20 protein-coding genes and 2 pseudogenes are annotated in these 19716 nt (G+C 62.1%); 13 read left to right on the top strand and 9 right to left on the bottom strand.

The genetic code is table 11. The annotated features are described in order from the left end of the window. Nucleotides 1–128 precede the first annotated feature (128 nt). From rpe to trpC, 6 genes and pseudogenes are all read left to right on the top strand, one after another. The gene (rpe, locus tag VMP31_RS01425; RefSeq protein ID WP_325503330.1) at nucleotides 129–803 is read left to right on the top strand and encodes a ribulose-phosphate 3-epimerase; all 675 of its coding nucleotides are present in this window, start codon (nucleotides 129–131) and stop codon (nucleotides 801–803) included. After that, nucleotides 800–1681, top strand: a pseudogene (locus VMP31_RS01420) (phosphoglycolate phosphatase). Before rpe ends, VMP31_RS01420 begins: the two are co-directional and overlap by 4 nt. Nucleotides 1682–1748: 67 nt before the next feature. Further along, entirely contained in the window at nucleotides 1749–3242 is a 1494-nt protein-coding gene (trpE, locus tag VMP31_RS01415; protein WP_325503326.1) for an anthranilate synthase component I, read from the top strand. A gap of 11 nt (nucleotides 3243–3253) precedes the next feature. Beyond that, nucleotides 3254–3850 carry an aminodeoxychorismate/anthranilate synthase component II gene (locus VMP31_RS01410; protein ID WP_325503324.1) on the top strand — a complete coding sequence of 199 codons (597 nt, stop codon included), beginning with the start codon at nucleotides 3254–3256 and terminating at the stop codon, nucleotides 3848–3850. Continuing rightward, a complete protein-coding gene (gene trpD, locus VMP31_RS01405; RefSeq protein ID WP_325503322.1) occupies nucleotides 3847–4893 on the top strand; it encodes an anthranilate phosphoribosyltransferase in 1047 nt (348 codons plus the stop codon). Before VMP31_RS01410 ends, trpD begins: the two co-directional genes overlap by 4 nt. Then, nucleotides 4890–5726, top strand: coding sequence for an indole-3-glycerol phosphate synthase TrpC (gene trpC / locus VMP31_RS01400; protein WP_325503320.1), 837 nt, complete (start codon nucleotides 4890–4892; stop codon nucleotides 5724–5726). The genes trpD and trpC overlap by 4 nt, the downstream gene beginning before the upstream one ends. 59 nt (nucleotides 5727–5785) lie before the next feature. Here the strand turns inward: trpC and crp are convergent, their stop codons facing one another. After that, a complete protein-coding gene (gene crp / locus VMP31_RS01395) occupies nucleotides 5786–6430 on the bottom strand; it encodes a cAMP-activated global transcriptional regulator CRP (RefSeq protein WP_136664372.1) in 645 nt (214 codons plus the stop codon). 234 nt (nucleotides 6431–6664) lie between these two features. Here crp and VMP31_RS01390 point away from each other — a divergent pair, with 234 nt between their 5' ends. Continuing rightward, a complete protein-coding gene (locus VMP31_RS01390; protein ID WP_325503316.1) occupies nucleotides 6665–7090 on the top strand; it encodes an OsmC family protein in 426 nt (141 codons plus the stop codon). A gap of 71 nt (nucleotides 7091–7161) precedes the next feature. Here VMP31_RS01390 and coq7 read toward each other — a convergent pair whose 3' ends face one another. Together coq7 and VMP31_RS01380 are read right to left on the bottom strand one after the other, a co-directional pair. Then, nucleotides 7162–7809 (bottom strand): 2-polyprenyl-3-methyl-6-methoxy-1,4-benzoquinone monooxygenase, encoded by a 648-nt coding sequence (gene coq7, locus VMP31_RS01385; protein ID WP_325503314.1) that lies wholly within the window; start codon nucleotides 7807–7809, stop codon nucleotides 7162–7164. Between the two features lie 94 nt (nucleotides 7810–7903). Next, nucleotides 7904–8242 (bottom strand): histidine triad nucleotide-binding protein, encoded by a 339-nt coding sequence (locus VMP31_RS01380; protein WP_325503312.1) that lies wholly within the window; start codon nucleotides 8240–8242, stop codon nucleotides 7904–7906. Between the two features lie 79 nt (nucleotides 8243–8321). Here VMP31_RS01380 and VMP31_RS01375 point away from each other — a divergent pair, with 79 nt between their 5' ends. Next, complete coding sequence (locus tag VMP31_RS01375; RefSeq protein ID WP_325503310.1) at nucleotides 8322–9803, top strand: AAA family ATPase; 1482 nt, start codon at nucleotides 8322–8324, stop codon at nucleotides 9801–9803. A gap of 96 nt (nucleotides 9804–9899) precedes the next feature. On the opposite strand, the gene VMP31_RS01370 is transcribed toward VMP31_RS01375, so the two are convergent. The 3 genes from VMP31_RS01370 to hemJ form a co-directional block, all read right to left on the bottom strand. Then, nucleotides 9900–10856 carry a DUF805 domain-containing protein gene (locus VMP31_RS01370; protein ID WP_325503308.1) on the bottom strand — a complete coding sequence of 319 codons (957 nt, stop codon included), beginning with the start codon at nucleotides 10854–10856 and terminating at the stop codon, nucleotides 9900–9902. 207 nt (nucleotides 10857–11063) lie between these two features. Continuing rightward, on the bottom strand, nucleotides 11064–12026 hold the full coding sequence (locus VMP31_RS01365; protein ID WP_325503306.1) for a nitronate monooxygenase family protein: 963 nt from the start codon (nucleotides 12024–12026) through the stop codon (nucleotides 11064–11066). A gap of 72 nt (nucleotides 12027–12098) precedes the next feature. Next, nucleotides 12099–12527: a protoporphyrinogen oxidase HemJ gene (gene hemJ / locus VMP31_RS01360; protein WP_325503304.1), complete on the bottom strand. Its 429-nt coding sequence runs from the start codon at nucleotides 12525–12527 to the stop codon at nucleotides 12099–12101. Between the two features lie 135 nt (nucleotides 12528–12662). Here hemJ and argC point away from each other — a divergent pair, with 135 nt between their 5' ends. The 4 genes from argC (at nucleotide 12663) to erpA (ending at nucleotide 15284) form a co-directional block, all read left to right on the top strand. After that, nucleotides 12663–13697: an N-acetyl-gamma-glutamyl-phosphate reductase gene (argC, locus tag VMP31_RS01355; protein WP_325503302.1), complete on the top strand. Its 1035-nt coding sequence runs from the start codon at nucleotides 12663–12665 to the stop codon at nucleotides 13695–13697. A 59-nt stretch (nucleotides 13698–13756) separates the two neighbouring features. Continuing rightward, nucleotides 13757–14431, top strand: a complete 675-nt coding sequence (locus tag VMP31_RS01350; protein WP_325503300.1) for a DUF6776 family protein — start codon at nucleotides 13757–13759, stop codon at nucleotides 14429–14431. Between the two features lie 9 nt (nucleotides 14432–14440). After that, nucleotides 14441–14851, top strand: a complete 411-nt coding sequence (locus tag VMP31_RS01345) for a polymer-forming cytoskeletal protein (protein WP_325503298.1) — start codon at nucleotides 14441–14443, stop codon at nucleotides 14849–14851. 82 nt (nucleotides 14852–14933) lie between these two features. After that, entirely contained in the window at nucleotides 14934–15284 is a 351-nt protein-coding gene (gene erpA / locus VMP31_RS01340) for an iron-sulfur cluster insertion protein ErpA (protein ID WP_325503296.1), read from the top strand. Between the two features lie 58 nt (nucleotides 15285–15342). Here the strand turns inward: erpA and VMP31_RS01335 are convergent, their stop codons facing one another. Both VMP31_RS01335 and VMP31_RS01330 read right to left on the bottom strand, forming a co-directional pair. After that, entirely contained in the window at nucleotides 15343–16434 is a 1092-nt protein-coding gene (locus VMP31_RS01335; protein ID WP_325503294.1) for an anhydro-N-acetylmuramic acid kinase, read from the bottom strand. A 5-nt stretch (nucleotides 16435–16439) separates the two neighbouring features. Beyond that, entirely contained in the window at nucleotides 16440–17858 is a 1419-nt protein-coding gene (locus VMP31_RS01330; protein ID WP_325503292.1) for a peptidoglycan DD-metalloendopeptidase family protein, read from the bottom strand. A 213-nt stretch (nucleotides 17859–18071) separates the two neighbouring features. Here VMP31_RS01330 and tyrS point away from each other — a divergent pair, with 213 nt between their 5' ends. After that, nucleotides 18072–19271 carry a tyrosine--tRNA ligase gene (tyrS, locus tag VMP31_RS01325; RefSeq protein WP_325503290.1) on the top strand — a complete coding sequence of 400 codons (1200 nt, stop codon included), beginning with the start codon at nucleotides 18072–18074 and terminating at the stop codon, nucleotides 19269–19271. 225 nt (nucleotides 19272–19496) lie between these two features. On the opposite strand, the pseudogene VMP31_RS01320 reads toward tyrS, so the two are convergent. Beyond that, nucleotides 19497–19716: pseudogene (locus VMP31_RS01320) on the bottom strand (hypothetical protein); the annotation flags it as partial.

The raw sequence follows: 19716 nt of genomic DNA, 5'->3' as shown, positions 1-19716 counted from the left end.
CTCCGGGATTGTGCCGCGCGCCTCGGTGCGCGCGGCGCACCCTACAGTCGTCGACCATCGTCCCAGCGACGACTGAGAATGCCCTCGGGTACAATGCGCCACTTTCGTGAACGCCACCGAGGTGCGCCATGCAACCCTTCGCCATCGCCCCGTCGATCCTCTCCGCCGATTTCGCCCGTCTGGGCGAGGAAGTGGACAAGGTGCTCGCCGCGGGTGCCGACATCGTCCACTTCGATGTGATGGACAACCACTATGTGCCCAACCTGACCATCGGCCCGATGGTTTGCGCGGCGCTGCGCAAGTACGGCATCACCGCGCCCATCGATGCGCACCTGATGGTCAAGCCGGTGGACCGCATCATCGGCGACTTCATCGAAGCCGGTGCCAGCTATATCACCTTCCACCCCGAGGCCAGCGAGCATATCGACCGCTCCCTGCAGCTGATCAAGGCGGGCGGGGCCAAGGCCGGTCTGGTGTTTAATCCGGCCACGCCGCTGGATGTGCTCAAGCACGTGATGGACAAGGTCGACATGATCCTGCTGATGAGCGTCAACCCGGGTTTCGGCGGGCAGAAATTTATCCCCCACACCCTGGAAAAACTCAAAGAAGCCCGCGCCCTGATCGACGCTTCCGGCCGCGAGATTCGCCTGGAAATTGACGGCGGGGTCAATGTGCAGAACATCCGCGAAATCGCCGCGGCCGGTGCCGATACCTTTGTCGCCGGCTCGGCGATCTTCGGCCAGCCGGACTACAAGACCGTGATCGACGCCATGCGCGCCGAACTGGCCCAGGTTCGCGGGTGAGCATGCTGCGCGAGCTGTTCCAGGGTGAATTGCCAAGCCTGGTGATGTTCGACCTGGACGGCACCCTGGTGGACTCGGTGCCGGACCTGGCTGCGGCCATCGACCAGACCCTGGTGCTGCTCGGTCTGCCGGCGGCGGGCATCGAGCAGGTGCGCGACTGGGTCGGCAACGGCGCGCGGGTGCTGGTGCGCCGTGCCCTGGCCGGCGGTCTGCAGCACGAACATATAGATGACGCGCGGGGCGAGCAGGCACTGGAGCTGTTTATGCAGCTCTACGCCACCAGCCACGGGCTGACCCGGGTTTATCCCGGGGTGCGCGAAGCCCTCGACTGGCTGCGCGAACAGAAGGTCGAGCTGGCCATCGTCACCAACAAGCCTGAGCGTTTTGTCGCGCCGCTGCTGGATGAAAAAGGCCTGGGTGGTTATTTCCGCTGGATTATCGGCGGCGACACCCTGCCGCAGCAGAAGCCCGACCCTGCGGCGCTGCGCCATGTGCTGCAACTGGCGCGAATCGAGGCCGGGCAGGCGCTGTTTATCGGCGACTCGCGCAGCGATGTGCTGGCCGCCAAGGCCGCCGGCGTAGCCTGTGTGGCGCTGACTTATGGTTACAACCATGGTCGGCCGATTGCCGAGGAAAACCCGGCGCGGGTGCTGGATAACCTGCGCGAGTTGTTGCCGGCCGCCGCCCTCGGCGGCTGATTGGCGCAAAGCCCTGCTTTGCGGGGCTTGCCGGGTTGATTCGGCCTCTGGCCTGCGCTAGTGTGGCCGGACCTTACTCCTGCCTAAGAGAGCTCCGTGGTGGTTACCTGCACGCGCTGGTCCGCAAGAACCGGTATGAAAATCATCAAGGCCCTGGCCCGTTGGCGCTGGCGCCTCTGACCTGATCTTGGCCGCATAGTCGGCGCGTTTGCACTCGACCGTTTACCCTCAAGCCACGAGGCTGATCATGACCCGCGAAGAATTCCTGCGTTTAGCCGCTGCCGGCTATAACCGCATTCCTGTTGCCTGCGAAACCCTGGTGGATTTCGACACCCCGCTGTCCATCTACCTGAAGCTGGCCGATGAGGCCAATACCTACCTGCTCGAATCCGTCCAGGGCGGCGAGAAATGGGGGCGTTACTCCATTATCGGCCTGCCGGCCCGCACTGTGCTGCGTGCCTATGGCCATGAAGTGATCATCAGCGTCGACGGCGTTGAGGTCGAGCGCCATCAGTGCGAGGACCCGCTGGCCTTTGTCGAGCAGTTCCAGGCGCGCTACAAGGTGCCAACCCTGCCGGGCTTGCCGCGCTTCAACGGCGGCCTGGTGGGTTACTTCGGTTATGACAGCGTGCGTTATGTCGAGCCCAAGCTGGCCAAGGGTGTGAATCCCGATGCTCTGGGTACGCCCGATATCCTGCTGATGGTGTCCGATGCGGTGGTGGTGTTCGACAACCTGGCGGGCAAGATGCACGCCATCGTCCTCGCCGATCCGGCCCAGGCCGACGCGCTGGAACAGGGCCAGGCACGGCTGCAGGAGATCCTGCATAAGCTGCGTCAGCCAATTACCCCGCGCCTGGGTGTCGATCTGGCAGCGCCGGCCGGTGCCGAGCCGGACTTTGTTTCCAGCTTCAAGCGCGATGACTACGAAGATGCGGTCAGGGCAATCAAGGAGTACATCCTCGCCGGTGACTGCATGCAGGTGGTGATCTCCCAGCGCATGTCGATCCCGTTCAAGGCCGCGCCCATCGATCTGTACCGCGCGCTGCGCTGCATCAACCCGACGCCCTATATGTACTTCTTCAACTTCGGCGACTTCCATGTAGTCGGCAGTTCGCCAGAAGTGCTGGTGCGTCTGGAAGATGGCCTGGTCACCGTGCGGCCGATTGCCGGCACGCGCCCGCGTGGCGAGACCGAGGAGGCCGACCTGGCCTTGGAAGAAGACTTGCTGTCCGATGCCAAGGAAGTTGCCGAACACCTGATGCTGATCGATCTGGGTCGCAACGATGTCGGCCGCGTCGCCAGCACCGGCAGCGTCAAGCTCACCGAGAAGATGGTGATCGAACGCTATTCCAACGTCATGCATATCGTCTCCAACGTCACCGGCCAGCTGAAGGAAGGCCTGACGGCGATGGACGCCTTGCGCGCCATCCTGCCGGCCGGCACCCTGTCCGGCGCGCCGAAGATCCGCGCGATGGAAATCATCGACGAGCTGGAACCGGTCAAGCGCGGCGTCTATGGCGGCGCGGTGGGCTACCTGGCCTGGAACGGCAATATGGACACCGCCATCGCCATTCGTACCGCGGTGATCAAGGACGGCGAGCTGCATGTGCAGGCCGGTGCCGGCATCGTTGCCGACTCGGTGCCGGCCCTGGAGTGGGAAGAGACGCTGAACAAGCGTCGCGCCATGTTCCGTGCTGTGGCGCTCGCCGAGCAAACCGTCCCTGACCAGTCCAAGCGCTGAGGAGTCCCGCCATGCTTTTAATGATCGATAACTACGACTCCTTTACCTACAACGTGGTGCAGTACCTGGGCGAACTGGGTGCTGATGTGCAGGTGATCCGCAACGACGAACTGTCGATTGCCGAGATCGAAGCGCTGAATCCCGAACGTATCGTGGTCTCGCCCGGCCCCTGCACGCCGAGCGAGGCGGGAGTGTCCATCGAGGCGATCCTGCACTTTGCCGGCAAACTGCCGATTCTCGGTGTGTGCCTCGGCCATCAGAGCATCGGCCAGGCCTTTGGCGGCGACGTGGTGCGTGCGCGCCAGGTGATGCACGGCAAGACCAGCCCGGTGTTCCATCAGGATCTGGGCGTATTTGCCGGCCTGAATAAGCCGCTAACCGTGACCCGCTACCATTCCCTGGTGGTCAAGCGCGAAACCCTGCCCGATTGCCTGGAAGTCACCGCCTGGACTCAGCTTGAAAACGGCGAAGTGGACGAAATTATGGGCTTGCGCCACAAGACCCTGCATATCGAGGGCGTGCAGTTCCACCCCGAGTCGATCCTGACCGAACAGGGTCATGAACTCTTTGCCAACTTCCTCAAGCAACAAGGAGGCGTGCGCCCATGAATATCAAGGAAGCCCTTAACCGGGTGGTCAACCAGCTCGACCTGAATACCGCCGAGATGCAGGACGTGATGCGCGAGATCATGACCGGCCAGTGCAGCGACGCACAGATCGGTGCCTTTCTGATGGGCCTGCGCATGAAGAGCGAGACCATCGATGAGATCGTCGGTGCCGCGCAGATCATGCGTGAACTGGCCGCGCCGGTGCAGATCGACGCTGCTCATCTGGTCGACACCTGCGGCACCGGTGGCGATGGCATGAATATCTTCAACGTCTCCACCGCCGCCGCCTTCGTGGTCGCCGCCGCCGGCGGCCAGGTGGCCAAGCACGGCAATCGCGCGGTATCCGGCAAGAGCGGCAGCGCCGATCTGCTGGAAGCCGCCGGGGTCTACCTCAATCTGGCCCCCGAGCAGGTGGCGCGCTGCGTGGAGAGCGTCGGCGTCGGCTTTATGTTCGCCCCGGCCCACCATGGCGCGATGAAGTACGCCATCGGCCCGCGCCGCGAGCTGGGTCTGCGCACCATCTTCAATATGCTTGGGCCGATGACCAACCCGGCTGGGGTCAAACATCAGGTGCTCGGCGTATTCAGCAAGGCCCTGTGCCGACCGTTGGCCGAAGTGCTGCAGCGTCTGGGCAGCGAGCATGTGCTGGTGGTGCACGCCCAGGACGGCCTGGATGAGATCAGCCTGGCCGCACCGACCTTTGTTGCCGAGTTGAAGGATGGCGTGGTGAGCGAGTACAGCATTCAGCCGGAGGACTTCGGCATCAAGAGCCAGAGCCTGATCGGCCTGACTGTGGAGGATGCCGCCGAGTCTCTGACGCTGATCCGCGATGCTCTGACCAAGCGCAAGACCGAGCAGGGGCAGAAAGCGGCGGACCTGATCGCCCTGAATGCCGGTGCGGCGATCTACGCTGCCGATCTGGCTGCTACCCTCAAGGAGGGCGTACAGCGCGCCCATGATGCCCTGCATACCGGCCTGGCCTGGGAAAAACTGCAGGAACTGGTGTCCTTTACCGCGGTTTACAAGCAGGAGAATGCAGGGTGAGTATTCCAACGGTTCTGGAAAAGATCCTCGCCCGCAAGGCCGAGGAAGTCGCTGCACGCCGCGCCACCGTCAGCCTGGCCGAGCTCGAGCAGCAGGCCCGTAGCGCCGATGCCCCGCGCGGCTTCGCCAACGCCCTGCTGGCCCAGGCCAAGCGCAAGCAGCCGGCGGTGATCGCCGAAATCAAGAAGGCTTCGCCAAGCAAGGGCGTGCTGCGCGAGCACTTCGTGCCAGCCGAGATCGCCCAGAGTTATGCTGCCGGCGGGGCCACTTGCCTGTCGGTGCTGACCGATGTCGATTTCTTTCAGGGCGCAGACAGCTACCTGCAGGAGGCCCGTGCAGCCTGCTCGCTGCCGGTGATCCGCAAGGACTTTATGATCGACCCCTACCAGATCGTCGAAGCCCGCGCTCTGGGTGCCGATTGCGTGCTGCTGATCGTCTCGGCCCTGGATGATGGGCAGATGGCCGAACTGGCCGCCACCGCCAAGGCCTTCGACCTCGATGTGCTGGTGGAAGTGCACGATGGCGATGAGCTGGAGCGAGCGCTGAAGACCCTGGACACACCACTGTTGGGTATCAACAACCGCAACCTGCACACCTTCGAGCTGAACCTGGAAACCACCCTGGATCTGCTGCCGCGGATTCCCCGCGATCGCCTGGTGGTGACCGAGAGCGGCATCCTTAATCGCGCCGATGTTGAGCTGATGGAAATCAGCGAGGTGTATGCCTTCCTGGTCGGCGAAGCCTTTATGCGTGCCGACAATCCGGGGGCTGAGCTGGAGCGCCTGTTCTTTCCCGAGCGTAAGCGGGTAGTCGCTTCGCCCGACGTGGACTGACACACAGACATAAAAAAGCCGACGCATGCGTCGGCTTTTTTGTGTCTCTAGCATGCTGCTTAGCGCGTGCCGAACACCACCATGGTCTTGCCTTTGACGTTAACCAGGCCCTGTTCCTCCAGAGCCTTGAGCACGCGGCCGACCATCTCGCGGGAGCAGCCGACGATGCGGCCGATTTCCTGGCGGGTGATCTTGATCTGCATGCCATCCGGGTGGGTCATGGCGTCGGGCTGTTTGCACAGGTCGAGCAGGGTGCGGGCAACGCGACCGGTAACGTCGAGAAAGGCCAGGTCGCCGACCTTGCGCGTGGTGTTGCGCAGGCGTTCGGCCATCTGGCTGCCGAGGGCGTAGAGGATATCCGGGTCTTGCTGGGTCAGTTCACGGAACTTGGCGTAGCTCAGTTCCGCCACTTCGCACTCGGTCTTGGCCCGTACCCAGGCGCTGCGTTCCTTCTCGGTGCCGTCCTTTTCGAACAGGCCCATCTCGCCGAAGAAGTCTCCCGAGTTGAGGTAGGCGATGATCATCTCGCGGCCATCATCGTCTTCGATCAGGATGGTGACCGACCCCTTGACGATAAAGAACAGCGTCTCACAACGATCGCCAGCATAGATGATGGTGCTTTTCGCCGTATAACGGCGGCGGTGACAGTGTGCGAGGAGTTTGTCGAGGTTCTTTATTTTTGGTGTAAGGGTAATTGCGACCATGCCCGAGTCCCGAAATTTATAAGGTAAGCCTTTGTCCGACAGGCAGATTCTTCTTTTAGTTATCCATTCAAGTGTGCCAGTAAACCGGCGTCAGCTTAACAGAGCTTGTCTGCACAGGGCTTGTTTTGCGACGTAGCTAACATCTGACCGGGAACTCTGGGGTTCTTTGCCGGTATCGGGTTGCCAAAAGTGCTGTGCTAAGCTGCCTTCCTTTTTAACAGCGGAGCCTGAGTAATGAAAGCGCGCATTCAGTGGGCCGGTGAAGCCCTGTTTATCGGCGAATCGGGCAGTGGCCATGCGGTGGTGATGGATGGCCCGCCGGAGAGCGGTGGCCGCAATCTGGGTGTGCGCCCGATGGAGATGCTGCTGATCGGCCTGGGTGGCTGCAGCAACTTCGATGTGGTCAGCATCCTGAAAAAATCTCGCCAGGCGGTAGAGAGCTGCGAGGCCTTCCTCGAGGCCGAGCGCGCCACTGAAGAGCCCAAGGTATTTACCAAGATTCACCTGCATTTCGTGGTCAAGGGGCGCGGCCTGAAAGAAGCCCAGGTCAAGCGGGCGGTGGAGCTGTCGGCGGAGAAATACTGCTCGGCCTCGATCATGCTCGGCCGTGCCGGCGTCGAGATCAGCCACGATTACGAGATAGTCGAACTGGGCGCTTAAGTTGGCGGGAGGCAGTTAAAAAGAAGGGCACCCGCGGGTGCCCTTCTTTATGTGTGCAGACCTTGGTTGGGTCAGAGCCGATAGGTGCTTTTGGTCATCACCTTGGCCAGCAGGCTCATGCCGAACTTCACCGGTGCCGGGAAGCGCAGGCCGCCGGCCTCAAGGGCGCTGGTGGCGTGCTGCTCTTCGTCCGTGCGCATCTGTTCGAGGATGGCGCGGGACTTCAGGTCCCCCTCGGGGATCTGCTGCAGGTGTTCGTCGAGGTGCTTGACCACCTGGTCTTCGGTGGCGGCGACAAAACCCAGGCTGACCTTGTCGCTGATCAGGCCGGCGGCTGCGCCCACACCAAAGGACAAGCCATAGAACAGCGGGTTGAGAATGCTTGGCTGGCTGCCGAGCTGGCGGATGCGCTGCTCGCACCAGGCCAGGTGATCGATTTCCTCGTCGGCGGCATGCTCCATGGCCTTGCGCACCTGGGGCAACTTGGCGGTCAGGGCCTGGCCCTGGTACAGCGCCTGGGCGCAGACCTCGCCGGTGTGGTTGATGCGCATCAGGCCGGCGACATGCTGGGCCTGCAGTTCATCCAGTTCGGCTTCGGGCTGGACAATGGCCGGCGATGGTCTGCCAGGCTGGCCGCTGAACGGCAGCAGGGTGCGCAGGGCGGCATCGGCCTGCAGCAGTAGACGATCAACAGGTGAGAAATGACGTTCGTTGGCCATGGGGACCTCCGGCGCTGAAAACCTGGGCAGTTTACTCCAATCCACTGGATAAGGTTTGACCAGGATCAGCTCGCACGTGCTTCGGTGTTGTCCATCAGCCCGGCGGCCAGGTCATCTGGCGCTGGCCAAGCACGTGCATATGGATGTGGTGCACGGTCTGCCCGCCCAGGTCATTGCAGTTCATCACTACGCGAAAGCCTTCCTCGCAGCCCTGCTCCTTGGCCAGGCGTTGGGCGGTAAAGAGGATATGCCCGGCCAGCGGCTTATCAGCTTCGCTCAGGTCATTGAGGGTGCTGATATGTTTTTTCGGGATAACCAGAAAGTGCACCGGTGCCTGTGGGCCGATATCGTGGAAGGCGATTACCTGGTCATCTTCATAAAGCTTGCGCGCGGGGATTTCCCCAGCGACGATTCTGCAGAACAGACAGTCCATGGACAGTCTCCTGGCCTGTTGAAAGAGCCCTGAGTTTAACGGGCCCCAGTGCTGCCCGACCAGTGGACAAGGAGTGTGTGTGAAGAACGATATCCATGATCTGGGCCTGGTGCTCGATTCCAAGGCCCGGCTGATCCTGATCGAGTCCTGGGACGAGCCGCGGGTCCTGCAAACCCTCACCGGCCTGGCACTGCGCCGCGGCCTGGGGTTGCAGGTCTGGTCGGTGACCGAGGGCCTGCAGCGCCTCGGCTTGGCCGGCGACAGCCAGACCGACGACGCGACCCTGGAACCGGAGGCGGCGCTGCGCCTGATCAAGGCGGATTCGCAGCCGACCCTCTATGTCATGTGCGACCTGCATCCCTTCCTGGAGGACAACCCCAGGCTGGTGCGCCTGCTCAAGGAGGTCGCCATGCGCGAGCCGCCCGGCGGGCCGACCCTGGTGCTGGTCTCCCATGCCTGCAAGCTGCCGCCTGAGGTGCAGCGTTATGCGGCGCGCTTCAGTCTGGCGCTGCCCAGCGAAGACGAGTTGCTGGCGATTGTCCGTGACGAGGCCAGCGCCTGGAGTGCGCGCAATCGCAATGCCCGGGTGCGTACCGATAACCGTACCCTGCAGCAGGTGGTGAAGAACTTGCGCGGCCTCAGCCATGCCGAGGCCCGTGCCCTGGCGCGCAATGTGATCTGCGATGACGGGGCCATCACCCAGGAAGATATTCCCGAACTGAACAAGACCAAGTTCCAGCTGCTCGACCTGGAGGGCGTGCTGAGCTTCGAATACGACACCGCACGCTTTGCCGAGGTGGGTGGGCTGAGCAATCTCAAGCGCTGGTTGGCCGAGCGGCAGGGCATCTTCCTCGAGGGCAAAGGCAGCGATATGCCCAAGGGTGTACTGCTGGTCGGCGTACAGGGCGGCGGCAAGAGCCTGGCGGCCAAGGCCGTGGCCGGGCTCTGGGGGCTACCGTTGCTACGCCTGGACTTTGCCTGTCTGTACAACAAGTTCTTCGGCGAGACCGAGCGCAACCTGCGTGACGCTCTCAAGCTGGCCGAGCAGATGGCCCCCTGTGTGCTGTGGATCGACGAGATCGAGAAAGGCCTGGCCAGCGGCGATAACGACGGCGGCGTCAGCCAGCGGGTGCTCGGTACCCTGCTGACCTGGATGGCCGAGCGCAAGGCTCCGGTGTTTATGGTGGCCACGGCCAACGTGATCGCGCGGCTGCCGCCCGAGTTGGTGCGCAAGGGCCGTTTCGACGAGCTGTTTTTCGTCGACCTGCCCGATGCCGCGGTGCGTGGCGAGATCTTCCGCATTCACCTGGTGCGCCGGGAACTGGAACCGAATGGTTTCGACCTGGCGCTACTGGCGCAGGCCAGCGTCGGGTTTTCCGGGGCGGAGATCGAGCAGGTGGTGGTCAGCGCCCTGTATGCCGCGCAGGCGCAGCAGCAGACGGTCGATCAGGCATTGCTGCTGCGCGGCATCCAGAGCACCGCGCCGCTGTCGGTGATCATGGCTGAGGACCTTGAGGCCCTGCGCACCTGGGCGGATGGTCGGACGGTGAGTGCCGGTTAACAGACCATGGCCGCGGTCGGGGCAGATGGCCGATGGGGGGCGGGATGTAGTGGGGGGGGGAGCGATGGGGCCATTGTGGCCCCATTCGGCTGGCGATCAAAGGCCTGCGTCGGCGTAGCCCATATAGGCCGGCAGGGCGATGGCGGCAATGATGCTGATCAGGATAACGGCCAGCCAGAGTGCCGCCAGAACCTTGACCGCGGTGCTGTTAGGCGGTGGCGGTGGGCCGAAGCGGTTGGCCTCGGTGCTGCCGGGGATGATAAACAGCAGCAGGGAGAACACCCCACCCACCACCGGCACTAGGCTCAACAGCAGCAGCCAGCCGGACCAGCCGATATCGTGCAGGCGCTGCACGCCAAACATGATGCCGGCCACCATCACGGCGATACCCACTAGGGCCATCAGCAAGCCGCCAAGGATTTCCGATACGGCAAAGAAGCCTGCCGCGACGGCGAACACGGGCATACAGGCGAGCAGCAGGCCCATTGACCAGGCCAGGTACCGCAGGCGCCCGATTCGTCCGTCGGTGGTAAACACCTTCAGCTCGCTGAACTCCGGCAGGCTTTCGGCAACTGCCGCCTTGGGTGTGGCATAGGGTGTTGTGGCAGGGCCGGCATCCGCCGCTGCGCTGTCGCCAAACATGGCCTGACGGGCGACAAATTTCTCGATGATGATGCCGCAGGCGCTGCATTCGGCCGACTTGGTCTGCTGGTGGCCGCACTTGGGGCAGGTCATCTCGTTGGCGGGGATGGCCGCTGGCGCAGGCGTGCTGCTGATAGGCGGGTGGTCATCGCTGTTTACCAGGCTCAGGCCAGCCGCCAGGTCCTGTTCTTTGCGCACCTTGGCCCCGGCGCGCTGCAGGGCGCTGAGGTATTGATCGGCCTCGCTTTCGCTCAGGTTGCGCTTGATCTCGACGGCGCTGCCGCTAAAGAGCGCATTGATACGTGCGCCGTCGCTTTTGAACAGGCGTGAGAGGTTGTCCTTGACGGTTTCCAGGGCCGCGTCGGGCATCAGCTCGCCGCTGAAGACAATCTTGAAACGGGCTTGACTCATATCGGCTTCCTTGTCGGTGCCTGGGAGGGTTTCGCTACAGACTAGCTGGCCCACAGCCCAGTGAACAAGCAGCCTGAGCTGTAAATGTGGGCATCCATCACACTCTGTCCGCGCCGCCAAACCGGCCAACGGCCCGCCGGGTTTCGCGCCCAGCTGGCGGAAGGGGGGCGGCAAGTTCTGCTCTGGGCGTTGGCGGCGAGGCGGGCGTTATCGTGGCCAGCGTTGCTGCAGCTGCTGGGCCTGCTGGCAGGCGGTGCGGTATTCGCTGTCCAGGCGTGCGATCAACTGCTCGACGCTCGGCAGGTCGCCGATCCCGCCAACGCCCTGGCCGGCAGACCACACGGTTTTCCAGGCCTTGGCTTCCTCGTCCATCGGCTTGAGCTTCTCGCCGTAATTGATCTCGCCCTTGCTCTGCAATTGCTTGAGGTCATAGCCGGCCAGTTCCAGGCTCTGGCGCATAAAGCTCGCCGGCACCCCGGAGACGGCGGGGGTATGGATGATGTCGGCGGCCTGGGCGTCGAGCAGCATCTGTTTGTAGGCCTCTGATGCGGCATTTTCCTGGGTGGCGATCAGCCGGGTACCGAGGTAGGCCAGATCTGCCCCCAGCAACTGCGCGGCAAGCACCTCGTGGCCCCGGTTAAGGCAGCCGGCCAGCAGCAGAGTCTTGTCGAAGAACTGGCGAATTTCCGCGATCAAGGCGAAGGGGCTCCAGGTGCCGGCATGCCCGCCTGCGCCGGCAGCCACCGCGATCAGGCCGTCGACCCCGGCGGCAGCCGCCTTCTCGGCATGCCGACGGGTGGTGACATCGTGAAACACCAGGCCTCCATAACTGTGCACCGCATCTACCACTTCCTTCGCCGCACCCAGGCTGGTGATGACGATAGGCACGCGGTGTTCGACGCAGATGGCCAGGTCCGCCTGCATGCGTGGGTTGCTGCCATGCACGATCAGGTTGACCGCATAGGGCGCGCACTGCGCGTCCAGGCCGGCTTCGATCTCTTCCAGCCAGGCCTTGAAGCCGCTGCTTTCACGCTGGTTGAGGGCGGGGAAGCTGCCGACTATGCCGCCGCGGCAACAGGCGAGCACCAGCTGCGGGTTGGAGACCAGAAACATCGGCGCGGCGACCACTGGCAGGCGCAGACGTTGTTCGAGCAGGGCAGGTAGGGACATGGGCGTTTCCTATGGGCTGGGCAAGGCAGGCTTGGAAGGCGCGCTACGTGCAGCGCGACGTGCGATGTGCGGTCAGAAGGGTTTGACCACCACCAGGATAACGATGGCCAGCAGTGCCAGGACCGGGGCTTCGTTGAGCCAGCGGTAGAACACATGGCTGCGACGGTTCTCGCCGCGGGCGAAGGCCTTGAGCTGGGCACCGCACATCAGCTGATAAGCCACCAGTACGAGCACCAGGCTGAGCTTGGCGTGCATCCAGCCCTGGCTGAAGTAATAAGCAGGATTGAGGCTGAGCAGCCACAGGCCGAGGGCGATGGTGGCGATCATCGAGGGCCACATGATGCCGCGGTACAGCTTGCGTTCCATGATGCAGAAGCGCTCGCGGCTGGCGGAGTCTTCGCTCATGGCGTGGTAGACGAATAGCCGTGGCAAATAGAACAGCCCGGCGAACCAGCAGACCATGGCGATAATGTGCAGGGCTTTGAGCCACAGATAGAGCATTGTTCGATCCTGGGGAAATAAAGTGCCCCGATAGTAGTGCTCACCGCACTATCCGTCATCCTGGCGGTTGGCCCCTGGCCGAAGCGGCCTTATCATCGGCAGCTTTCCAATGACGTTATTGCAAAGGGGCAAGTGATGATCAAGGTCGGAATCGTCGGCGGCACGGGTTATACCGGTGTCGAGTTGTTGCGTTTGCTGGCGCAGCACCCGCAGGCGCAAGTGCAGGTGATTACCTCGCGCTCCGAGGCGGGCATGCGCGTCGACGAGATGTACCCGAACCTGCGCGGTCATTACGACGGCCTGGCCTTCAGCGTGCCGGATGTGGCGACCCTGGGCGCGTGCGACGTGGTGTTCTTCGCTACGCCCCATGGCGTCGCCCATGCCCTGGCGGGTGAGTTGCTGGCGACGGGAACCAAAGTGATCGACCTGTCCGCCGATTTCCGCCTGCAGGATGCCGAGGAGTGGGCTCGCTGGTATGGCCAGCCTCACGGTGCGCCGGACCTGCTGCCGGAAGCGGTATACGGCTTGCCGGAAGTCAACCGTGAAGCCATCAAACAGGCGCGCCTGATCGCCGTGCCAGGCTGCTACCCGACCGCTGCGCAGCTGGGCTTGATCCCGCTGCTGGAAGCCGGCCTGGCCGATGCATCGAGCCTGATTGCCGACTGCAAGTCCGGGGTCAGCGGTGCCGGGCGCGGTGCCAGCGTCGGCTCGTTGTTCAGCGAAGCCGGGGAAAGCATGAAGGCCTATGGCGTCAAGGGCCATCGCCATCTGCCGGAAATTCGCCAGGGCTTGCGCCGCGCCGCCGGCGGCGACGTGGGCTTGACCTTTGTGCCGCACCTGACGCCGATGATCCGCGGTATCCACGCCACCCTCTATGCCGCCGTGGTGGATCGCTCGGTGGACCTGCAGGCCTTGTATGAGCAGCGTTATGCCGATGAGCCCTTCGTCGATGTAATGCCGGCCGGCAGCCACCCGGAAACCCGCAGTGTGCGCGGTGCCAACGTTTGCCGGATTGCCGTGCACCGTCCCCAGGATGGCGATCTGGTGGTGGTGCTGTCGGTGATCGATAACCTGGTCAAAGGCGCTTCGGGGCAGGCGGTGCAGAATATGAACATTCTCTTTGGCGTGGATGAGCGCCTCGGTCTGTCCCACGCAGCCATGTTGCCCTGATGGCGGGGTGGGAGGTCCGCCCCAGCAACCCCGCGCAAGCCAGGCGCACGCGTCTGGTCTTGTTGCTGTTGCTACTGGCGGTGCCACTGGCGTTCTATGCCGGTAGCTGGTGGCAGGCGCGGACGACCCAGGGGCTGGTCGAAGGCCAGCAACCTTTGCAGGCGCACGTGTTTGAGCAGGAACAGGAGCTGGACGCGCTACGCCAGCGCCTGGCTGTCGTCAGCAGCGGGGAAAAGGTTGCCCAGCAGGCCAATGAGCAGAGCCGCCTGACCATCAAGCTGCTGGAAGAGCAGATCTACAAGCAGCAGCAGGATCTGGCGTTCTATAAGGGCGTCCTCGCCCCTGCCACTCGTCGTGAAGGGCTGCGCATCAAGACCTTTGAGGTGCAGGCCACGGACACCCCCGGGCTTTTCCGCTACAAGATACTGCTGAGCCGGGTCGGCAAGGGCGACAAGCCGCTAGAGGGGCAGTTGCGGGTCACCGTGACAGGACAGCGGGCCGGCAAAGAGGTCGCCCTCGAACTGGCGGACTTGACCGAGGGCCTGGACGATGCCTTGCCTGGCCAGGCGATTCCTTTCGCGTTCAAGCACTTTCAGGCGATTCCCGAGGCGGGGCGTTTTGCCGAGTTGAGGTTGCCCCAGGGATTTGTTCCGCGTGAGGTCAAGGTGGCGGCCGAAGTGCAGGGTGAAAAAAAGCCGCTGCTGCGTACATTCAAATGGGGCGAAGAGGAGTGATTCTTCCTGATGTGGAATAAAGACAAGAGCAAGACCGATCTGCAACGCTTTAACGGCAAGACCAGCCTGATTGCCGTGGGGGCCGAGTTGCAGGGCAACCTGCGTTTTCAGGGTGCGGTGCAGGTCGATGGCAAGGTCAGCGGCAACCTGCTGGCCAGCGAAGGCATGGTGCGGGTCAGTGTGCAGGGACAGGTTGAAGGCGAGATCCGCGCCCCCCATGTACTGATTGACGGTGAGGTGATTGGCGATGTCCATGCCAGCGCTCATCTGGAGCTGGGGGCTCGGGCCCGAGTGCGCGGCAATTTGTATTACGGCCTGATGGAAATGGCCATGGGCGCGCAGATCGAAGGGCGGCTCTGCCACCTGCGCGACGAGGTGCGACCGCTGGAGTTACCGGAAAACCTCGATTTGGCAGAATAGTTGACCGCTTTTCTCAGGTAAGCGGATAATGCCAGCCACAACGCAGTATGAGTATGGCGCTTAGCGCCGGGAGTTAGTCAGCATGAGCGTCGAAACCTTCACCCCTACGGCCCTGGTCTTCACTCAGGGCGCGGCGAACAAGGTGAAGAACCTGGTCGATGAAGAGGGCAATCCGCGCCTGAAGTTGCGCGTATTCGTCACGGGGGGCGGCTGTTCTGGTTTCCAGTATGGTTTTACCTTCGATGAAGAGGTTGCCGAGGACGACACCATAGTCGAGCGCGAAGGCGTGAGCCTGGTGGTCGACCCGATGAGTTTCCAGTATCTGGCCGGTGCCGAAGTCGATTATCAGGAAGGTCTGGAAGGCTCGCGTTTCGTGATCAAGAATCCGAATGCTGCCACCACCTGCGGTTGCGGCTCCTCGTTTTCGATCTGATCAGGACTTCGCTTTATTGCAACGCCGTGCCCTGTGCACGGCGTTGTTGTTTCTGCGTTCAGGCGGGGTAGATGGCCCCGAGAATGCGCAGGCCTTGCGCGCCTGTGACGCTGGGGCGGTTGGCGGGAATGCCTTCCAGGCAGCAATGCGCCAGCCAGGCAAAGGCCATGGCTTCCACCCAGTCTGCGGGTACGCCGTGGGCGTCGGTGCTGCTGACGCGGCTGTTCGGCAGTAGGGCGGACAAGCGCTGCATCAGGGTCAGGTTGCGTGCGCCACCACCGCATACCAGCAGCTCGTCGGTGTGCTGCTGGGCGGCTTGTAGGGCTGCGACAACGCTTTGCGCGGTCAGCTCGAGCAGGGTTGCCTGCACGTCTTCGGCGGCATAGCGGGGAAGGGCTGTCAGGTGCAGATCCAGCCAGGGCAGATTGAATAGCTCGCGGCCGGTACTTTTCGGTCCCTGGGTCTGGAAAAAGGCATCACCGAGCAGGGCTTTCAGCAGCTCCGGCTGTACTTGGCCGGTTGCTGCCCATTGGCCGTCCTGGTCGTAGTCTGCGCCCTTGTGGCGGTGAATCCAGGCATCCAGCAGGGCATTGCCGGGGCCGCAATCGAAGCCGTGCACCGGCTTGTCGATCTCGAGCAGACTCAGGTTGCTGAAACCGCCGATATTGAGAATTGCCCGACGGCTCTGCGCGCGGGCGAACAAGGCCTCATGGAAGGCCGGTACCAGCGGTGCACCTTGACCGCCAGCAGCCAGATCACGGCGGCGGAAATCGCTGATCACGCAGATCCCCGTGAGCTCGGCGAGCAGGGCCGCATTGCTGATCTGAATGGTGAAGCCTCGGGCAGGCTCGTGGCGAACGGTCTGGCCGTGGCTGCCGATCGCGCGTATGGCTTGCGGAGTAAGTTCGTGCTGCTGCAGCAGATCGGCAATGCCTTGTGCGGCGAGCCGCGTCCACTGCTGTTCGGCAATGGCGGCCCGCGCCAGCTCGTCGGGCCCAGGGCTGCACAGGGCCAACAGTTCGCTGCGCAGCGCTGTAGGCATCGGCAGATAGCGGGTGCCGAGCAGGCTGGTGCTGTGGTCTTGTTGGATCAGGGCGATGTCCAGTCCGTCCAGGCTGGTTCCGGACATCACACCAAGGTAGAGAGGCATTGTGCTCAGCGCTGGTTGAGGGCGAGCGCTGTGGATTTTTCCTTGTCCATCTGGGCCATCAAGGGTTTGCTCAGCTGCATAAAGCGCGCTTTCTCGCTGCTGGCAATGGGGTCGGCCATCGGCAGCTTCTGGCTCAGCGGGTCGACGTGAACGCCATTGATCTGGAATTCATAATGCAGGTGCGGCCCGGTGGACAGCCCGGTGGTGCCGATATAGCCAATGATCTGACCCTGCTTGACGTTCGAGCCGTTGCGAACACCTTTGGCGAAGCCTTGCATATGCGCATACAGGGTGCGATAGCGCTGGCCGTGCTGAATGATCACGGCATTGCCATAGCCACCATGACGGCCCGCCAGGGTAACGCGGCCATCGCCAGCGGCCTTGATCGGTGTACCGCGTGGCGCGGCGTAGTCGACACCCTTGTGCGCGCGGATCTTGTTCAGCACGGGGTGGCGGCGGCCAGTGGAGAAGCGCGAGCTGATGCGGGCAAAGTCCACTGGCGTGCGGATAAAGGCCTTGCGCATGCTCTCGCCACTAGCGCTGTAGTAGCTGGTGGTGCCTTGCTTGCTGGTATAGCGTACGGCGGTGTAGGTCTTGCCGCGGTTGGTGAAGCGGGCGGAGAGAATATTGCCGGTGCCGACCCGCTTGCCGTTGACCACTTTTTCTTCGTAGATCAGCTCGAATTCGTCGCCTTCGCGAATATCCATTGCAAAATCGATGTCATAGCCGAAGACGTTGGCCAGCTCCATGGTCAGGGCGTGGGACAGGCCTGCACGCTTGGCCGAGAGGAACAGAGAGCTGCGGATTACGCCGTGTGTGTAGGTGCTCTGGACCTCGGGTTTGACCAGTTCGCGCTCGAAGCTATAACCCTTCTCGGTTTTCGCCAGGGCGATGCTTTCCAGGTCGCTGAGCTTACTGTTAAGGCGCTCAAGCTGGCCTTCGGCATCCAGTTGGAAGTCCAGTTGCTGGCCCACTTTTAAACGGGTGAACTGCTTGGCCTCTTTGCTGCTGCTCAGTACCTGATGCAGTGTGGTCGCAGGCAGACCTACCTTGGCAAAAATGGTGGACAGGGTATCGCCCTGGCCGACCTGGATGCTGCGCTGCAGTGGATCTGTCTCGGCGACAGGCTCGATCGGCTGTGCTTGTTCTTGCGCCGTTTCGGCCTGGCGGGTAGGGGTGTCTGCTGTGCTGCTGAAGGGCAAGGCGTCTTGCTTGAGGGGCAGGCTGCCGCTGGATTGGGAGTCGTCCGACTGTTCGCTGAATTCGGAGCCGGTCTCCAGCTCGAGATTGATAAAGGTTTTCTTGGCTTCTACTTCGCGGGAGGGGAACACCAGCAGGGCCAGGCTGAGCAGGGCGGCGACACCGCTGGCGGCCAGGATATGGCTCTTGGGGTAAAGCGGAGGGGCTTTAGTCGTATGGGTCATAGGTGGCTTTTGACTTTTAAAGATGAGAAGAAATAGATGAAGAAAATGATGAATATGCACTAACTGTATAAAATATAACCAAATCGTGTGCTAGGCAACCCCGGTTGTCGCTGAGTGCTCTTAAACTGTGCGGTCGGCGGGCAGAACTTGTGATTTGTCTGCGATCTTGTATGGTTGGTTCCCTTTCGTTTTTGAGTGGTCGTGAGTCCTGTCATGAAGTCGGTTGAAGAGCAGTTGGCGCTGATCAAGCGCGGTGCGGAAGAGGTTCTGGTTGAGGCCGAACTGGTTGAGAAGCTCAAGCGTGGTCAGCCCCTGCGTATCAAGGCAGGCTTTGATCCGACGGCCCCTGATTTGCACCTGGGGCATACCGTCCTTATTAACAAGCTGCGTCAGTTCCAGGAACTGGGGCATCAGGTGATCTTCCTGATCGGCGATTTTACCGGAATGATCGGTGATCCCAGTGGCAAGAGCGCCACGCGCCCGCCCCTGACTCGCGAGCAGGTGCTGGAGAACGCGGAGACCTATAAAACCCAGGTGTTCAAGATTCTCGATCCGGCGAAAACCGAGGTCGCATTCAACTCCACCTGGATGGACAAGATGGGGCCGGCCGATTTCATTCGCCTGACCTCGCAGTACACCGTCGCGCGCATGCTCGAGCGCGATGACTTCAGCAAACGCTATTCGACCAATCAGCCAATCGCTATTCATGAGTTCCTCTATCCGCTGGTACAGGGCTATGACTCGGTCGCCTTGCGTGCGGATGTCGAGCTGGGCGGCACTGACCAGAAATTCAATCTGCTGATGGGGCGCGAGCTGCAGCGTGGCTACGGCCAGCCGTCGCAGTGCATCGTCACCATGCCGCTGCTGGAGGGTCTGGACGGCGTGAAGAAGATGTCCAAATCCTTGGGCAACTACATCGGTATCCAGGAAGCTCCGGGCGTCATGTACAACAAGCTGGTCTCCATGCCGGATGCCCTGATGTGGCGCTATTTCGAATTGCTCAGCTTCCGCTCCATGGAGGAGATCGAGCAGTTCAAGCTGGATGTCGAGCAAGGGTCCAACCCGCGTGACATCAAGATCAAGCTGGCCGAAGAGATTGTCGCCCGCTTTCATGGTGAAGACGCCGCGCTCAATGCCCATCGCTCGGCAGGCAATCGTATGAAGGAAGGCGAGCTGCCGGAGGATCTGCCAGAGATCGAGGTGCTGTCTGTCGAGGATATGCCGATTGCGGCGCTGCTGAATAAAGCGGGCCTGGTGAAGAATGCCGCCATGGCGCGTGATCTGCTGGGGTCCGGCAGTGTGCGCGTGGATGGCGAGGTGGTCGATCGCTCCTTTATATATAAGGTGGGTGCGGCGCACGTCTGTCAGGCTGGCAAGAAGGCGTTCGCGCGTATCACGCTTAAGGCCGAGTAATTTGCGTGGTGTCTGTGCGACAAGGCCGTTGAAGCGTCAGCTTCAACGGCCTTGTCGTTTCTCGGGTGGTGCGCATCGAGTGCTGGCATGGTTGCAGCCCTTGATTTAGTGGTTATTGAAACAAAAGCATAACAATTGGTTGACCTTGCTCCGCTTGCCCCTATAATGCGCACCTCTTCCGGCGCAGATCTCTCGGAAAACTTATTCTAAAACAATAAGTTAGCTTTAAAAGAGAGGTTGCAAAGCAGCGTAAGCTGTGTAGAATGCGCCGGGCTGACAGGGTGGTGGTTTGATCCTGTTGGTGGCTTCGATCAGGTAGATCGGCAGCGGTTGAAGAGGTGGTTGACAGCGGTTTGAAACGCTGTAGAATTCGCCTCCCGCTAACGAGAAGCTGGATGTTGGTCGGGGATGCAAGTGGTTGAGTAGAAAGAACTTCTTCGGAAAG

Origin of the sequence: Pseudomonas sp. (assembly GCF_035512415.1) — a bacterium.
Lineage (GTDB): Bacteria > Pseudomonadota > Gammaproteobacteria > Pseudomonadales > Pseudomonadaceae > Aquipseudomonas.
The sequence above is the reverse complement of the archived record's forward strand: the minus strand, read 5'-3'. Positions and strand labels throughout refer to the sequence as shown.

Coding starts and splice junctions, on each gene's coding strand:
- rpe (WP_325503330.1), top strand. CDS start 129: ATGCAACCCTTCGCCATCGCCCCGTCGATCCTCTCCGCCGATTTCGCC.
- trpE (WP_325503326.1), top strand. CDS start 1,749: ATGACCCGCGAAGAATTCCTGCGTTTAGCCGCTGCCGGCTATAACCGC.
- VMP31_RS01410 (WP_325503324.1), top strand. CDS start 3,254: ATGCTTTTAATGATCGATAACTACGACTCCTTTACCTACAACGTGGTG.
- trpD (WP_325503322.1), top strand. CDS start 3,847: ATGAATATCAAGGAAGCCCTTAACCGGGTGGTCAACCAGCTCGACCTG.
- crp (WP_136664372.1), bottom strand. CDS start 6,430: ATGGTCGCAATTACCCTTACACCAAAAATAAAGAACCTCGACAAACTC.
- VMP31_RS01390 (WP_325503316.1), top strand. CDS start 6,665: ATGAAAGCGCGCATTCAGTGGGCCGGTGAAGCCCTGTTTATCGGCGAA.
- coq7 (WP_325503314.1), bottom strand. CDS start 7,809: ATGGCCAACGAACGTCATTTCTCACCTGTTGATCGTCTACTGCTGCAG.
- VMP31_RS01380 (WP_325503312.1), bottom strand. CDS start 8,242: ATGGACTGTCTGTTCTGCAGAATCGTCGCTGGGGAAATCCCCGCGCGC.
- VMP31_RS01370 (WP_325503308.1), bottom strand. CDS start 10,856: ATGAGTCAAGCCCGTTTCAAGATTGTCTTCAGCGGCGAGCTGATGCCC.
- VMP31_RS01365 (WP_325503306.1), bottom strand. CDS start 12,026: ATGTCCCTACCTGCCCTGCTCGAACAACGTCTGCGCCTGCCAGTGGTC.
- hemJ (WP_325503304.1), bottom strand. CDS start 12,527: ATGCTCTATCTGTGGCTCAAAGCCCTGCACATTATCGCCATGGTCTGC.
- argC (WP_325503302.1), top strand. CDS start 12,663: ATGATCAAGGTCGGAATCGTCGGCGGCACGGGTTATACCGGTGTCGAG.
- VMP31_RS01345 (WP_325503298.1), top strand. CDS start 14,441: ATGTGGAATAAAGACAAGAGCAAGACCGATCTGCAACGCTTTAACGGC.
- erpA (WP_325503296.1), top strand. CDS start 14,934: ATGAGCGTCGAAACCTTCACCCCTACGGCCCTGGTCTTCACTCAGGGC.
- VMP31_RS01335 (WP_325503294.1), bottom strand. CDS start 16,434: ATGCCTCTCTACCTTGGTGTGATGTCCGGAACCAGCCTGGACGGACTG.
- VMP31_RS01330 (WP_325503292.1), bottom strand. CDS start 17,858: ATGACCCATACGACTAAAGCCCCTCCGCTTTACCCCAAGAGCCATATC.
- tyrS (WP_325503290.1), top strand. CDS start 18,072: ATGAAGTCGGTTGAAGAGCAGTTGGCGCTGATCAAGCGCGGTGCGGAA.